The organism is Alkalispirillum mobile, from assembly GCF_003664325.1.
Taxonomy (GTDB): Bacteria; Pseudomonadota; Gammaproteobacteria; order Nitrococcales; family Halorhodospiraceae; genus Alkalilimnicola; species Alkalilimnicola mobilis.
The window spans coordinates 1,473,930-1,488,131 of the sequence record NZ_RCDA01000001.1; the positions used below are offsets into that span (position 1 = coordinate 1,473,930).

The window sequence follows — 14,202 nt, forward strand, 5'->3', positions numbered from 1 at the left end:
ATTAAAGAGTTACCATAGCGATGATGCCCGATGCACCTGTACAACACCAGCCGGTGGGCCGCTTGCCGTCCGCCCCGGAAAGCCACCGGCGCGTGCAGCGCCGCTGACCCGTAGCCGTCCATGTCACTGTTCGCCCTGGGCCTTAACCACAAGAGCGCCCCCGTGGATGTGCGGGAGCAGATCGTCTTCGCGCCGGACGCGGTCAGTTCGGCGCTGCGGCACCTGCGCGCCCATACCACGGCCCGCGAGGCCGCCATCCTGTCCACCTGCAACCGCACCGAGCTGTACGTGCGGATGGACGAGCGCAGCCCCGACATGCTCGGCGAGTGGCTGGCCCGCTATCACCGGCTGGACCCGGACTGGCTGCGCGGTTACCTCTACCTGCACGAGGGGGCCGGCGCGGTACGCCACCTGATGCGCGTGTCCGCGGGTCTGGACTCGCTGGTGCTGGGCGAACCGCAGATCCTGGGCCAGGCCAAGATCGCCTACCAGGGCGCCTGCGAGGCCGGCACCATGAGCCGGGTGCTGGACCGGCTGTTCCAGCACGCCTTTGCCGTGGCCAAGCAGGTGCGCACGGATACCGGCATCGGCGCCAATCCGGTCTCGGTGGCTTTCGCCGCCGTCACCCTGGCACGGCAGATCTTCGACGACTTCCAGAACCGCACCGCGCTGCTGATCGGCGCCGGCGAGACCATCGAGCTGGTGGCCCAGCACCTGCGCGAGCAGGGCCTGAAGAACCTGATCGTCGCCAATCGAAACCTGGAGCGGGCCCGCCACCTGGTGGATATCGCCGGCGGCGAGGCGATCCCGCTGAGCGAGATCCCGGCCCGCCTGCCCGAGGCGGACGTACTGGTGGCCTCCACCGCCAGTCCGCTGCCCATTCTGGGCAAGGGCACGGTGGAGCGCGCCGTGCGCAAGCGGCGCCACCGGCCCATGTTCATGCTGGACCTGGCCGTGCCCCGCGACATCGAGCCGGAGGCCGGCAACCTGGACGATGTCTACCTGTACACCGTGGACGACCTGCGCGAGGTCATCGCCGAGAATCGCCGCTCCCGCGAAGAGGCGGCCCAGCAGGCCGAGGAGATCGTCCAGCGGCAGGTGGACCAGTTCCTCAGCTGGCGCCGGGCGCAACAGGCGGTGGCCAGCATCTGTGATTTCCGCGAGCGCGGGCACGAGCACGCCCGCGAACTGCTGCAACGCGCCCAACGCCGGCTGCGCCGGGGCGAGCCCCCGGAGCGGGTCCTGGCCTGGCTGACGCACACGCTCACCAACCGCCTGCTGCACGCCCCCACCGTGGGCCTGCGCGAGGCGGCCGAGGCCGGTGACCGCGAGCGCATCGAACTGGCGCGCACCCTGCTGCAGATCGACAACGCCAACGAGGACACCCGTGAAAGCCTCCATCAGGACGAAACTGGAACGACTCCGGGAACGGCACGAGGAGATCAGCGCTCTACTGGCTGAGCCGGACACGGCCGCCGACCAGAAGCGCTTTGCCACGCTGTCCCGGGAGTACGCCCATCTCGAGCCCATCGTCGCCCAGCTGGGCGCCTACGAAGACGCCGAGCAGGCACTGGCCTCGGCGCGCGAAATGGCCGGCGACGACGACGCCGACATCCGCGAGATGGCCGAGGACGAGATCAGCCAGAGCCAGGCACGCCTGGAAGCGCTGGAGGCGGAGCTGCAGGTGCTGCTGCTCCCGCCGGACCCCAACGACGGCCGCAACCTCTACCTGGAGGTGCGCGCTGGCACCGGCGGTGACGAGGCAGCGCTGTTTGCCGGCGATCTGCTGCGGATGTACGCCCGTTACGCCGAGCGCCAGGGCTGGCGCCTGGAGGCGGTGAGCGCCAGCGAGGGGGACCAGGGCGGCTACAAGGAGGTCATCACCCGGGTCGTCGGCGAGGGCGCTTGGTCGCGGCTCAAGTTCGAGTCCGGCGCGCACCGCGTGCAGCGGGTGCCGGAGACCGAATCCCAGGGCCGCATCCACACCTCCGCCTGCACGGTGGCCGTGCTGCCGGAGCCGGACGCGGTGGAGGAGATCAACATCAACCCCGCCGAACTCCGGGTGGACACCTTCCGCGCCTCGGGGGCCGGCGGCCAGCACGTCAACAAGACCGACTCGGCCATCCGCATCACCCACCTGCCCACCGGGGTGGTGGTGGAGTGCCAGAGCGAGCGCTCGCAACACAAGAACCGGGCCCAGGCCATGGCCCTGCTGCAGGCGCGGCTGCAGGATGCGCAGCAGGCGGAGCAGAGCGCCCAGACCACCGAGCAGCGCCGCCAGCTGGTGGGCAGCGGTGACCGCTCGGAGCGGATCCGCACGTACAACTTCCCCCAGGGGCGGGTCACCGATCACCGCATCAACCTCACCCTCTACCGGCTGGACGAGATCCTGCAGGGCGACCTGGACCAGCTGGTGGAGCCGCTGCGCACCGAGCACCAGGCGGACCAGCTGGCCGCCCTGTCCGAAGACTAGGCCGGTACCCGTAGCACGCGCGAGGTGAGCCGCCCGTCGGGCCAGAGCCGGACCGTGCGGTAACCGGGCCGGCGGCCGGGATCCAGCGCGAAGCGGGCCCGCCCGGGCCGGAACTGGAAGCAGGTCGCCGGCGTGCCCAGCAGGCGCAGGCCCTCGTAGCGCCGGTCGAATGTCTGGTGAACGTGGCCGAAGAGCATGCCCTGCACCTGCGGACGCCGGGCCAGGCGCGCCAGCAGCGCGGCACCATCCCTGAGGCCAATGGCATCCAGCCAGGCGGAACCGGCGGGCGCGGGCTGGTGGTGGCCTGCGCACAGCACGGGCCCCTCGCGCAGCAGGAACTCCAGGGCCTCCAGCCGCTGCCCGCCCATCTCACCCCCCGCCTCCCCAGGCCGGGAGGTATCCATCAGCAGCAGTTGCCACTCGCCCAGCACGTGGCTGGTGGCAGCGGTGCCCACCGGGCTGCCGGGGAAGACGCGCGCCAGCGCTTCCGGGTCGTCGTGGTTACCGGGCAGCGCCAGCACCCGGTCCGCCAGCGGGGTCAGCCGGTCGCGCAGGGCGCGCAGCACCGGCTCGCCCAAGTCCTGGGTGAGGTCGCCGGAGACCAGCAGCAGGTCGGGGCGGGGGCCTTTCCGGATATGGGCCAGCACCGCGTCCAGCGTCTGCCAGGGATCCATCCCGCGTACCGGCTCGCCCGGTGCCGCGCTCAGGTGGCAGTCGGTGATCTGAACCAGGCGTTTCGGGGCCATGGGGCACACCCAGGGGTTGCTTCGGGTAAAAACGCAAAGGGCCCGCGCCGGCCCGGCCTGCTAGACCGGGCCGGCGCGGGCCCCCTGGGTTGGCAACGGCAACGCCGTGCCGAAACCGCGCGCTATCAGGCGACGCGCTGGCGCTCGCGGATCTCGTCCAACGTCTTGCAGTCGATGCACAAGGTGGCCGTGGGCCGCGCTTCCAGCCGGCGCAGGCCGATCTCGATGCCGCACTGATCGCAATAGCCGTAATCGTCCTTGCGGATCCGCTCCAGCGTCTGGTCGATCTTGCGGATCAGCTTGCGCTCACGGTCGCGGGTGCGCAGTTCGAGGGCGAACTCCTCTTCCTGCGTTGCCCGGTCGTTGGGGTCGGCGTAGTTGTTGGCGTCATCGCGCATGTGGTGCACGGTACGCTCCACCTCTTCCTGGAGCTCGCGCTTCCAGGCCAGCAGCAACTCGCGGAAGTGCGCCAGCTGCTCCTCGTTCATGTACTCCTCGCCTTCCTCCAGCTGGTACGGCTCGATGCCGTGCACGGGAAGCCTGCGTTTGTCTGCCATGATTATGTCCTCCATGGTCTCAGCGCCGTGCCGCAGCACTGCGCCGGCGCCCGCCAGGGTGCCGCAGCCCGCACGGGATGTGGCACCGAAACACCATTATTGTTGATTCAGTTCACCAAGTCGAGCCGTATCAGGCCGCTTTTGACCGCTGCGGCAACACCTCGCGCAGCTTATTGGCGGCCTCGCCCAGTGCCTGTTCGGTGGTCTGCCAGTCGACGCAGGCGTCGGTGATGGAGACGCCGTACTCCAGCTCGGCAGGGCTGGCACCCAGCTTCTGGTTACCCCAACCCAGGTTGCTCTCCAACATGACCCCCACCAACGACTCGTTGCCCTCGAGGATCTGGTGCACCAGGTCCTTGAGCACCACGGGTTGCAGCGCCGGGTCCTTGTTGGAATTGGCGTGGCTGCAGTCCACCACGATGCGGGCGGGCAGGCCGGCCTTCTCCAGCTCCTGCTCGCACAGGGTCATGTGCACGCTGTCGTAATTGGGCTGGCCGTGGCCACCGCGCAGCACCACGTGGCCGTAGCTGTTGCCACGGGTGCGGATGATGCTGCACCCGCCGTCCGGGTTGATGCCCAGGAAGCTGTGCGGGTGGGCGGCGGACTTCATGGCGTTGATGGCGACGTCCAGGCTGCCGTCGGTGCCGTTCTTGAAACCGACGGGGGTGGACAGGCCGCTGGCCATTTCCCGATGGGTCTGCGACTCGGTGGTGCGGGCACCGATGGCCGTCCAGGTGATCAGGTCCTGCAGGTACTGCGGGATGATCGGGTCCAGCGCCTCGGTGGCCGTGGGCAGGCCCATCTCCGCCAGGTCGAGCAGCAGCTTGCGCGCCTGGTAGAGCCCCTCGTCGATGCGGAAGGAGTCATCCATGTCCGGATCGTTGATCAGGCCCTTCCAGCCGGTGACCGTACGCGGCTTCTCGAAATAGACCCGCATGACGATGAACAGCGTGTCGCTCACCTGGTCGCTCAGCGCCTTCAGGCGCTTGGCGTAGTCCAGGGCCGCCTCGGGATCATGGATGGAGCAGGGCCCCACCACCACCAGCAGGCGGTGGTCCTTGCCATCCAGGATGTTGCGCACGGTCTCGCGCCCCTCAAGCACCACCTCTCGGGCCTTCCCGGCGAGGGGCAATTTGGCCTTGATCTCGGTGGGGGTGGGCAAGTGCTCGATTCTCTCGACGTTCAGGTCGTCCACGATTCGCTCAGACATAGGCGGTTCGATGCTCCCGGCCCGCACCGGGGCCGACAAAATGGGTATAGGAGCGACATAGTAGCCGCTTCAGCCTTCTACCGCCAAACTTCCCGCTATGCAAGTGCAGAGCCAACCGAAAATCACCCCACCTGACGCAACTGCGGCCGCCGGCAGTAGCGGACGGGCTCACCGGCCACCGCATCGGCGGTGACCACCACGGCCTCCACGTCGCCCTGGGCGGGCACCTCGAACATGGGCTCCAGCAGCACCCGCTCCAACTCGCCGCGCAGGCCGCGGGCCCCGGTGCCGCGGCCGACGGCCCGCCGGACCAGCGCCTCCAGGGCGTCGGGCGTAAAGTGCAGCTCGCAGCCGTCCTGTGCGAACAGGGCCTGGTACTGGCGCACCAGGGCGTTGCGCGGCCGGGTAACCACCTCCAGCAACTCCGCCTCCGCCAGCGCCTCCAGGCGGGTCACCACCGGCAGGCGCCCCACCAGTTCCGGCAGCAGGCCGTAGCGGACCAGATCGTCCGCGTCGGGCACCTCGGGCACGGCCACCGTCTCCGCCAGCCGGACGCCGAACCCCACGCCGCCGGAGGCCCGCTCACGCGCCATCTGCGCGGACAGTCCCTCGAAAGCGCCGCCGCAGATGAAGAGCACGTCGCGGGTGTCCACGGAGGTCACCCCCCCGGCCCGCCCCTTGCGCGGCAGGTCCACCACCCGCCCCTCGAGCAGCTTGAGCAGGGCCTGCTGCACCCCTTCGCCGGAGAAATCCAGCCCGCTTCGGCCACCCCCCGGCGCCCGGCAAGCCACCTTGTCCACTTCGTCGATGAAGACGATACCGCGGCGGGCCGCGGCCGGGTCGCCCCCGGCGGCCTCCAGCAGACGGCCGATGATGTCGCTCACGTCGGCGCCCGCATAGCCCGCCGCCGTCAGCGTGGAGGCGTCCACGGTGACGAAGGGCACGTCCAGCCGCCGGGCCAGGGTCTCCAGCAGCAGGGTCTTGCCGCTGCCGGTGGGCCCCACCATCAGGATATTGCTCTTGGCGATATCACCTGCCCGACGGGCACCGCGCCAGACCAGGCGCTTGTAGTGGTTGTAGACCGCTACGGCGAGGCGACGCTTGGCGTCCTGCTGACCAATGACGTAGTCATCCAGGTGCGCATGCAACTGCCTCGGCTTGGGCAAGCTGGCCAGCAGGTCGGTGAGAGACCCCTGTACCTCCTCGTCGAGCAGTGCCTTGGACTCAGCCACGCAATCCTCACAGATCCACGCCTCGGCGCCGGCGATCAGCGGGCCGGTCTGTTCCTCGCTCCGCCCGCAGAAAGAGCAGTGGGCCGCCCCGTGCTCATGCTTGTCCCATGCGTTGTTCTTCGGCTCGTGTTCTGCCATGGGTCCCCCCGGAATACCTGGGGTCCGCCGCCGCGGACCGTTCCTTTGCCTGCCCAGTTCAACGGCAGCCGGACCAGGCTCTTGAGCGGCAGCCCCGGGCGGCAAGGCTTGCCCTTACCGGCATCCGCCCGGCCAAGGGGCAGTGCTATACTGGCGGCCCATTCAACAGTCGAGCCGTAACACCATGAGCGTGGACAAGAAACTGCTGGATATCCTGTGCTGCCCGGTCACCAAGCAACCGGTGCGCCCGCTGGAGGCGGAGGCGCTCAAGCGCCTGAATGCGCAGATCGAACAGGGCCAGGTCCGGCAAATGGACGACACCCCGGTGGAGGCGCCGCTGCGCGAGGCGCTGATCACCGAAAACGGGCAACGCATCTACCCGGTGGAGGACGGCATCCCGATCATGCTGGAAGAGCGCGCCATCCCGGCCTCCGCGGCGAAACAGCCCAGCGAGGCGTGATCCGTCCTACCGCCGGCACCGCCAACGGCGACGGCAACGGCGACACCCCCACCCTGGCCACCCTGCGCCGCATCGCGCGGGAGCAGCTTGCCGAGGCCGGCAGCGAATCACCGGCGGCGGATGCCGACGCCCTGCTGGCCCACGCCCTGGGCCGCGATCGCAGCTTCTTCCTGGCCCACCCGGAGTACGCCCCCACCCCGCAGGAGCTTGCCGCCTTCCGGCAATCCCTTGCCCGTCGCCGGGCCGGCGAGCCGGTGGCCCACCTGCTGGGGTGGCGCGGTTTCTGGACCCTGGAGCTGCGGGTCACGGCAGACACCCTGATCCCCCGACCGGAGACGGAGTTGCTGGTGGAAGCGGCCCTGGCGCGCCTGGACTGCCGCCACCCGGCCCGCGTGCTGGACCTGGGCACGGGCTCGGGGGCAATCGCGCTGGCCCTGGCCGACGAATGCCCCGCCTGGCGGTTGACGGCGGTGGAGGCCAGCCAGGCCGCGCTGGCCGTGGCCCGGGACAACGCGCAACGGCTGGCGCTGACCGACCGGGTGCAACTGGTGCACGGGGCCTGGTACGCGCCGGTGGCCGGGCAGCGCTTTGACCTGATCGTGAGCAACCCACCTTACGTGGGGGAGCAGGAACCGGAACTGACGGAGGGGGATGTCCGCTTCGAGCCGCGCTCGGCGCTGACCGCCGGGACCGACGGGCTGGACGACCTGCGGGTGATCATCAACGAGGCCCCCGGGCACCTGACGGCCCGCGGCTGGCTGCTGGTGGAACACGGATACCGGCAGGGGGCCGCGGTCCGGGCGCTGTTCACCGGCGCCGGCTTCGCCTCCGTGGCAACCTTGCAGGACCTGGCCGGGCATGACCGAGTGACGCTGGGCCGCCAGCCGCGCTAGAAACCCACCCCCGGAAAAACGAAACCGTCGGGAGGACCGCGCCTCCCGACGGTTGAAGCAGTCGCGATAAAGGCACCGCGCTGCAGCGCTATTTCTTCTTCTTGGGGATATACAGGTCGGTCAGGGTCCCCTCCGCGGCCTCGGCCGCCATGGCCACCGTCTCCGACAGCGTCGGGTGCGGGTGCACCGTCAGGCCGATGTCCGCCGCGTCGGCGCCCATCTCGATGGCCAGGCCCACCTCGCCGATCAGATCACCGGCATTGGGGCCGACAATGCCCGCCCCGATGATCTGGCCGCTCTCCTCGTCAAAGAGCAGCTTGGTGATGCCGTCCTGGTAGTTCAGCGACAGCGACCGGCCATTGGCCGCCCAGGGGAAGGCGCCCTTTTCGTACTTGATGCCCTCCGCCTTGGCCTGCTCCTCGGTGACGCCCACCCAGGCCACCTCCGGGTCGGTGTAGGCCACCGACGGGATCACCCGCGCATCCCAGGCGCTCTTCTCGCCGGCGATCACCTCGGCCGCAATCTTGCCCTCGTGCACCGCCTTGTGCGCCAGCATGGGCTGGCCGACGATATCGCCGATGGCGTGGATGTGCGGCACGCCGGTGCGCATGTACTCATCCACATCGATGCAGCCGTGGTCGTTGGGCTTGAGCCCGGTGGCCTCCAGGCCGATCAGGTCGGTGTTGGGGCGGCGCCCTACCGACAGCAGCACCCGGTCGAAGCGGTCGCTTTCGGGCGCATCCTTGCCCTCGAAGGTCACCGTGATGCTCTTCTTGTTGGCCTTCAGCTCCTTGACCATGGTGTTCAGGTAGATGGCCTCGTAACGCTTGTCGATCCGCTTGCGCAGGGCCTTCACCAGGTCGGCGTCGGCACCGGTCATCAGCCGGTCGGCCAGCTCCACCACCGTCACCTTGCTGCCCAGGGCGTCGTACACGCAGGCCATCTCCAGGCCGATGATGCCGCCCCCGACCACCAGCAGCCGCTCCGGCACCTCTTCCAGCTCCAGCGCGCCGGTGGAGTCCATCACCCGGGGGTCGTCGATGGCCATGGGCGGCGGTACCACCGGCCGGGAGCCGGCGGCGATGATGCAGTGCCGGAAGCTGACGGTGCGCTTGCCGTCCGGTCCGTCCACCTCCAGGTGGTAGGCATCCTTGAAGCTGGCCTTGCCGGTGACCACCTCCACCTTGCGCTGCTTGGCCAGGCCGGCCAGCCCGCCGGTCAGCTTCTTGACCACGCTGGTCTTCCAGTCCGCCAGCTTGCGGATATCGAGCTTCGGCTTGCCGAAGGTGATGCCGTGGTCGGCGAACTGCTCGGCCTCGTCGATCACCTTGGCCGCATGCAGCAGCGCCTTGGAGGGGATGCAGCCCACGTTCAGGCAGACGCCACCCAGGTTCGGGTAGCGCTCCACCAGCACGGTTTTCAGCCCCAGGTCAGCGGCCCGGAAGGCGGCGGTGTAGCCGCCGGGGCCGGCACCCAGCACCAGCACGTCGCAGTCGGCGTCCGCCGGGGCGTCGCCCTGGGGGGCGGCTGCCGCCGGCGCGGGCTTGGCCGGCTCGCTGGCGGCCGGCTTGGCGGGTTCGGCGGGCTTCTCCGCCTCGCCACCGCCGGCAGCAGGCGCGTCACCGCCCCCACCCGCAGAGGCCGAGGCCTCCACCGTGCAGACCACGTCACCCTCGGAGACCTTGTCACCGACGCTGATCTTCACCTCCTTGACCACGCCGGCGTGGCTGGAGGGCACCTCCATGGAGGCCTTGTCCGACTCCAGGGTGATCAGCGACTGCTCCACCTCGATCTCGTCACCCGGGCTCACCAGCACCTCGATCACGTCCACCGCGTCGAAGTCGCCGATGTCCGGGACCTTCACTTCTACCAAATCGGTCATGTCAGGACTCCCTCGTCCGTTACAGCAGCAGGCGGCGAATGTCGCCCAGGGCCTGGGCCACCCAGGTGGTGAAGCGGGCGCCGGCGGCGCCGTCGATCACCCGGTGGTCGAAGGACAGCGACAGCGGCAGCATCAGCCGCGGCTCGAACTCGCTGCCGTTCCAGACCGGCTTCATGGACGAACGGGAGACCCCGAGGATGGCCACCTCGGGCGCGTTGACGATGGGCGTGAAGGCGGTACCGCCGATACCCCCCAGGCTGGAGATGGTAAAGCACCCCCCCTGCATGTCCGCCGGGCCCAGCTTGCCGTCCCGCGCCTTGGCGGACAGCGTGCCCAGGTCCTCGGCGATCTGGTAGACACTCTTCTGGTCCGCATCGCGGATCACCGGCACCACCAGACCATTGGGGGTGTCCACCGCAACGCCGATGTTGACGTACTTCTTGAGGATCAGCTCGTCGCCGGCCGGGGCCAGGCTGCTGTTGAAGCGCGGGAAGGCGCGCAGGGCCGAGGCCGAGGCCTTCACCATGAAGGCCAGCGGGGTCAGCTTCACGCCGGCCTTCTCCGCCTCCGCCTTCATGGACTTGCGGAACGCCTCCAGCTCGGTGATGTCCGCCTCGTCGAACTGGGTGACGTGGGGGATATTCAGCCAGCTGCGCTGCAGGTGCGGGCCGGAGAGCTTCTGGATACGGCTGAGCGGCTCGCGCTCCACCTCGCCGAACTTGCTGAAATCCACCTCGGGGATGGGCGGAATGCCAGCGCCACCAGCGGCTGCCGCCGGGGCTGCGGCCGCACCACCCCCCTGCAGGGCCTGCTTGACGAAGGCCTTGACGTCCTCTTTAAGGATGCGCCCCTTGCGGCCCGAGCCCTTGCCCTGCAACTGACCAAGGTCCACACCCAGCTCGCGCGCAAAGCGGCGCACGGCGGGGCTGGCGTGGGCACGGCGGTGGGCCTCGCGGTCGATGGGCGGCGGTGCCTGCGGCGGCCGGGAGTCGGTGAGCAGGTAGGCGTTGGCCTTGTAGCTCTCCGGGGCCGCTGCTTCGCGCTGGCTGTCGGCTGCATACGTCTCCGAAGGCGCCTCGGGGGCCGACTTCGGCGCTGCGGTGTCCGCCTTCTGCTCCGCGGGCGCCGCACTGCCGCCTTCGCCCGCGCTCTCCAGCACGACCACTGTGTCCCCTTCCGAGACCTTGTCGCCGACGCTGATCTTCACCTCCTTGACCACGCCGGCGTGGCTGGAAGGCACCTCCATGGAGGCCTTGTCCGACTCCAGGGTGATCAGCGACTGCTCCTTCTCCACCGTGTCGCCGGGGCTGACCAGCACCTCGATGACATCCACCTCGGCAAAGTCGCCGATATCCGGCACCTTCACCTCGACGGCCTCACCGCCACCGCCGGCGCCCTGCGTCGGGGCCTCGGCACCACCACCGGCGGCCGGGGCCTCAGCCGGGGCATCGCCGCCGGCCTCCGCCTCCACCAGGACGACCACGTCCCCTTCGGAGACCTTGTCGCCCACGTTGATCTTCACTTCCTTGACCACCCCCGCCTCGCTGGAGGGCACCTCCATGGAGGCCTTGTCGGACTCCAGGGTGATCAGGGACTGCTCTTTTTCGATGCGATCGCCGGGGGCGACCAGCACCTCGATGACGTCCACCTCGGCGAAATCGCCGATATCGGGGACGCGGATTTCTTTAACGTCTGCCATTTTGTTCTTCCTTCCGGCTGCTGGGCTTGCGACTCGACGGGGCCCGGGGCTCTGTGCCCCGGGCCGCCATGGCACGGATCAAACCGTCCAGGGGTCGGGCCGCTCCGGGTCCACGCCGTACTTGCGGATGGCCTCTGAGACCTTGGCCACCGGCACGGCGCCGTCGTCGGCCAGCGCCTTCAGGGCGGCCACCACCACGTGGTAGCGGTCCACCTCGAAGAACTGGCGCAGCTTCTCGCGGGTATCCGAGCGGCCGTAGCCGTCGGTGCCCAGCACCCGGTAGGTGCGATCCATCCAGGGACGGATCTGGTCGGCAAAGGAGCGCATGTAGTCGGTAGCGGCAATCGCCGGCCCCTCGCGCCCCTCCAGGCACGCCTGCAGGTAAGGCACCCGGGGCTTCTTCGCCTCGGGGTGCAGGGTGTTGTAACGCTCGGTGGACATGCCGTCGCGGCGGACCTCGGTGAAGGAGGGCACACTCCAGATATCCGCGTTGACGCCGAAGTCCTGCTCCAGCAGGTCGGCCGCCTCGATCACCTCGCGCAGGATGGCGCCGGAGCCCATCAGCTGCACCCGCGGGGCCTTCTTCTTGCCGCTGGGCTTCTTGCCCTCGCGGAAGAGGTACATGCCCTTGACGATGCCCTCTTCCGCGCCCTTGGGCATCTCCGGCTGCCGGTAGTTCTCGTTCAGCATGGTGATGTAGTAGAAGCAGTTCTCCTGATCCACGTACATCCGCTGGAGCCCGTCACGGATGATGACCGCCATCTCGAAGGCAAAGGTGGGATCGTACGCCCGGCAGTTGGGGATGGTGGCCGCCATCAGGTGGCTGTGGCCGTCCTCGTGCTGCAGGCCCTCGCCGTTCAGCGTGGTACGCCCGGCGGTGCCGCCCATCAGGAAGCCCCGCGCCTGCATGTCGCCGGCGGCCCAGGCCAGGTCGCCGATGCGCTGGAAGCCGAACATGGAGTAGTAGGCGTAGAAGGGCACCATGTTCACGCCGTGGTTGCTGTAACTGGTGCCCGCGGCGATCCAGGAGGAGAAGGCGCCGGCCTCGTTGATGCCCTCCTGCAGGATCTGGCCTTTCTTGTCCTCCTTGTAATACATCAGCTGATCCGCATCCTGCGGGGTATAGAGCTGACCCACGGAGGAGTAGATGCCCAACTGACGGAACAGCCCCTCCATGCCGAAGGTGCGCGCCTCGTCCGGCACGATCGGCACGATGTGCTTCTTCAGGTCCTTGTCGCGGGTGAGGATGGTCAGCGCCCGCACGAAGGCCATGGTGGTGGACATCTCGCGGTCGCCGCTGTCCTTCAGCAGCACGTCGAAGGCGGACAACTCCGGCGCCTTCAGCGGCGGCGCCTCGGTGCGACGGCTGGGCAGGTACCCGCCCAGCGCCTGGCGACGCTCGTGCAGGTACTTCATCTCCGGGCTGTCCTCTTCCGGCTTGTAGAAGGGCGCCTCGGCGATCTTCTCCTCGGGGATGGGGATGTCGAACCGGTCGCGGAAGGCCTTCAGGGCCGCCTCACCCATCTTCTTCTGCTGGTGGGTGATGTTCTGCCCCTCGCCGGCCTCGCCCATGCCGTAGCCCTTCACCGTCTTCACCAGGATGACGGTGGGCTGGCCCTTGTGCTTGGTGGCGGCGTCGAAGGCAGCGTAGACCTTGTGCGGATCATGCCCGCCACGGTTGAGCCGGGCGATCTCCTCGTCCGACATGTGCGCGACCATGTCCTTCAGTTCGGGGTACTTTCCGAAGAAGTGCTCGCGGGTGTAAGCCCCGCCCTTCGCCTTGAAGTTCTGGTACTCGCCGTCCACGCACTCTTCCATGCGCTTGCGCAGCAGCCCGGTGCGGTCGCGCTCCAGCAGCGCGTCCCAGCCGGAACCCCAGATGAGCTTGATCACGTTCCAGCCGGAGCCGCGGAACTCGCCCTCCAGCTCCTGGATAATCTTGCCGTTGCCGCGCACCGGGCCGTCCAGGCGCTGCAGGTTGCAGTTGACCACGAAGACCAGATTGTCCAGCTTTTCGCGTCCGGCCATGCCGATGGCGCCCATGGACTCCGGCTCATCCATCTCGCCGTCACCCATGAAGGCCCACACCTTGCGGCCCTCGTTGTCACTGACCTCGCGGTCGTGCATGTACTTCATGAACCGGGCCTGGTAGATGGCCATGATCGGCCCCAGACCCATGGACACGGTGGGGAACTGCCAGAAATCGGGCATCAGCCAGGGGTGGGGGTAGGAGGTGACCCCGTCACCCCCCACGTCCTGGCGGAATTTGTGCAGCTGATCCTCCGTGAGACGCCCCTCCAGGTAGGCGCGGGCGTAGATGCCGGGCGCCGAGTGCCCCTGGATGAAGACCATGTCCCCGCCATGCTCGTCCGATGGCGCATGCCAGAAGTGGTTGAAGCCGGTCTCGTACAGGGTGGCCGCCGAGGCGTAGGAGGCGATGTGCCCCCCGATGCCATCGTGCTCCTTGTTGGCCTGAACCACCATGGCCATGGCGTTCCAGCGCATGATCGAGCGCAGGCGCCACTCCAGTTCGTGGTTGCCGGGAGAGCGGGCTTCAAGCTCGCGGGGGATGGTGTTCTCGTAGCCGGTGGTGGCCTTGAAGGGGGCCACGCCACCGCGGCGGCGGGTCTTCTCAACCAGTTGTTCCAGCAGGTACTGGGCGCGCTCGGGGCCCTCCTCCTCGATTACTGCCTCAAGCGCCTCGAGCCACTCCCGGGTCTCGAGCGGATCAACATCACCCTCACGGAAGGGTTCAACTGCAGCCATGATTTCACCTCTTGGGTCTAGCCACACGCGCGGCTTCCGCGGCCGGGGCCCGCACTTGCGGCGCCCGCATTACCCGGCCTTTTGGGCCAGGCATCCGCTTCCACCGAGACTGGTGGCGGCTTCTTTTGTGTTTGGGACGGCTACCG

The 14,202-nt window shown here is 68.7% G+C and carries 11 protein-coding genes; 4 read left to right on the plus strand and 7 right to left on the minus strand.

Features of this window, described 5'->3' with window-relative positions:
- Nucleotides 1-120: 120 nt before the first annotated feature.
- A complete protein-coding gene (gene hemA / locus DFR31_RS07040) occupies nt 121-1,461 on the plus strand; it encodes a glutamyl-tRNA reductase (protein WP_121441890.1) in 1,341 nt (446 codons plus the stop codon).
- Complete coding sequence (gene prfA, locus DFR31_RS07045; protein WP_121441891.1) at nt 1,388-2,473, plus strand: peptide chain release factor 1; 1,086 nt, start codon at nt 1,388-1,390, stop codon at nt 2,471-2,473. The genes hemA and prfA overlap by 74 nt, the downstream gene beginning before the upstream one ends.
- Here the strand turns inward: prfA and DFR31_RS07050 are convergent.
- From DFR31_RS07050 to clpX, 4 genes are all read right to left on the minus strand, one after another.
- Entirely contained in the window at nt 2,470-3,219 is a 750-nt protein-coding gene (locus DFR31_RS07050; RefSeq protein ID WP_121441892.1) for a metallophosphoesterase, read from the minus strand. The genes prfA and DFR31_RS07050 overlap by 4 nt on opposite strands.
- 125 nt (nt 3,220-3,344) lie before the next feature.
- Nucleotides 3,345-3,776 carry an RNA polymerase-binding protein DksA gene (dksA, locus tag DFR31_RS07055; protein WP_121442193.1) on the minus strand — a complete coding sequence of 144 codons (432 nt, stop codon included), beginning with the start codon at nt 3,774-3,776 and terminating at the stop codon, nt 3,345-3,347.
- Between the two features lie 130 nt (nt 3,777-3,906).
- Nucleotides 3,907-4,986 carry a 3-deoxy-7-phosphoheptulonate synthase gene (locus DFR31_RS07060; protein WP_121441893.1) on the minus strand — a complete coding sequence of 360 codons (1,080 nt, stop codon included), beginning with the start codon at nt 4,984-4,986 and terminating at the stop codon, nt 3,907-3,909.
- Nucleotides 4,987-5,108: 122 nt separating this feature from the next.
- Nucleotides 5,109-6,356 carry an ATP-dependent Clp protease ATP-binding subunit ClpX gene (gene clpX, locus DFR31_RS07065; protein ID WP_121441894.1) on the minus strand — a complete coding sequence of 416 codons (1,248 nt, stop codon included), beginning with the start codon at nt 6,354-6,356 and terminating at the stop codon, nt 5,109-5,111.
- Nucleotides 6,357-6,540: 184 nt separating this feature from the next.
- Here clpX and DFR31_RS07070 point away from each other — a divergent pair, with 184 nt between their 5' ends.
- Together DFR31_RS07070 and prmC are read left to right on the plus strand one after the other, a co-directional pair.
- Nucleotides 6,541-6,816 carry a Trm112 family protein gene (locus DFR31_RS07070; RefSeq protein WP_211328240.1) on the plus strand — a complete coding sequence of 92 codons (276 nt, stop codon included), beginning with the start codon at nt 6,541-6,543 and terminating at the stop codon, nt 6,814-6,816.
- Entirely contained in the window at nt 6,813-7,709 is an 897-nt protein-coding gene (gene prmC / locus DFR31_RS07075; protein WP_281273350.1) for a peptide chain release factor N(5)-glutamine methyltransferase, read from the plus strand. Before DFR31_RS07070 ends, prmC begins: the two co-directional genes overlap by 4 nt.
- An 88-nt stretch (nt 7,710-7,797) precedes the next feature.
- Here the strand turns inward: prmC and lpdA are convergent, their stop codons facing one another.
- The 3 genes from lpdA to aceE all read right to left on the minus strand — a co-directional run bounded on the left by lpdA (nt 7,798) and on the right by aceE (nt 14,056).
- Nucleotides 7,798-9,591, minus strand: a complete 1,794-nt coding sequence (lpdA, locus tag DFR31_RS07080; protein ID WP_121441895.1) for a dihydrolipoyl dehydrogenase — start codon at nt 9,589-9,591, stop codon at nt 7,798-7,800.
- 19 nt (nt 9,592-9,610) lie between these two features.
- Entirely contained in the window at nt 9,611-11,290 is a 1,680-nt protein-coding gene (gene aceF, locus DFR31_RS07085) for a dihydrolipoyllysine-residue acetyltransferase (RefSeq protein WP_121441896.1), read from the minus strand.
- A 78-nt stretch (nt 11,291-11,368) separates the two neighbouring features.
- Nucleotides 11,369-14,056 (minus strand): pyruvate dehydrogenase (acetyl-transferring), homodimeric type, encoded by a 2,688-nt coding sequence (gene aceE, locus DFR31_RS07090; RefSeq protein WP_121441897.1) that lies wholly within the window; start codon nt 14,054-14,056, stop codon nt 11,369-11,371.
- Nucleotides 14,057-14,202: the final 146 nt, after the last annotated feature.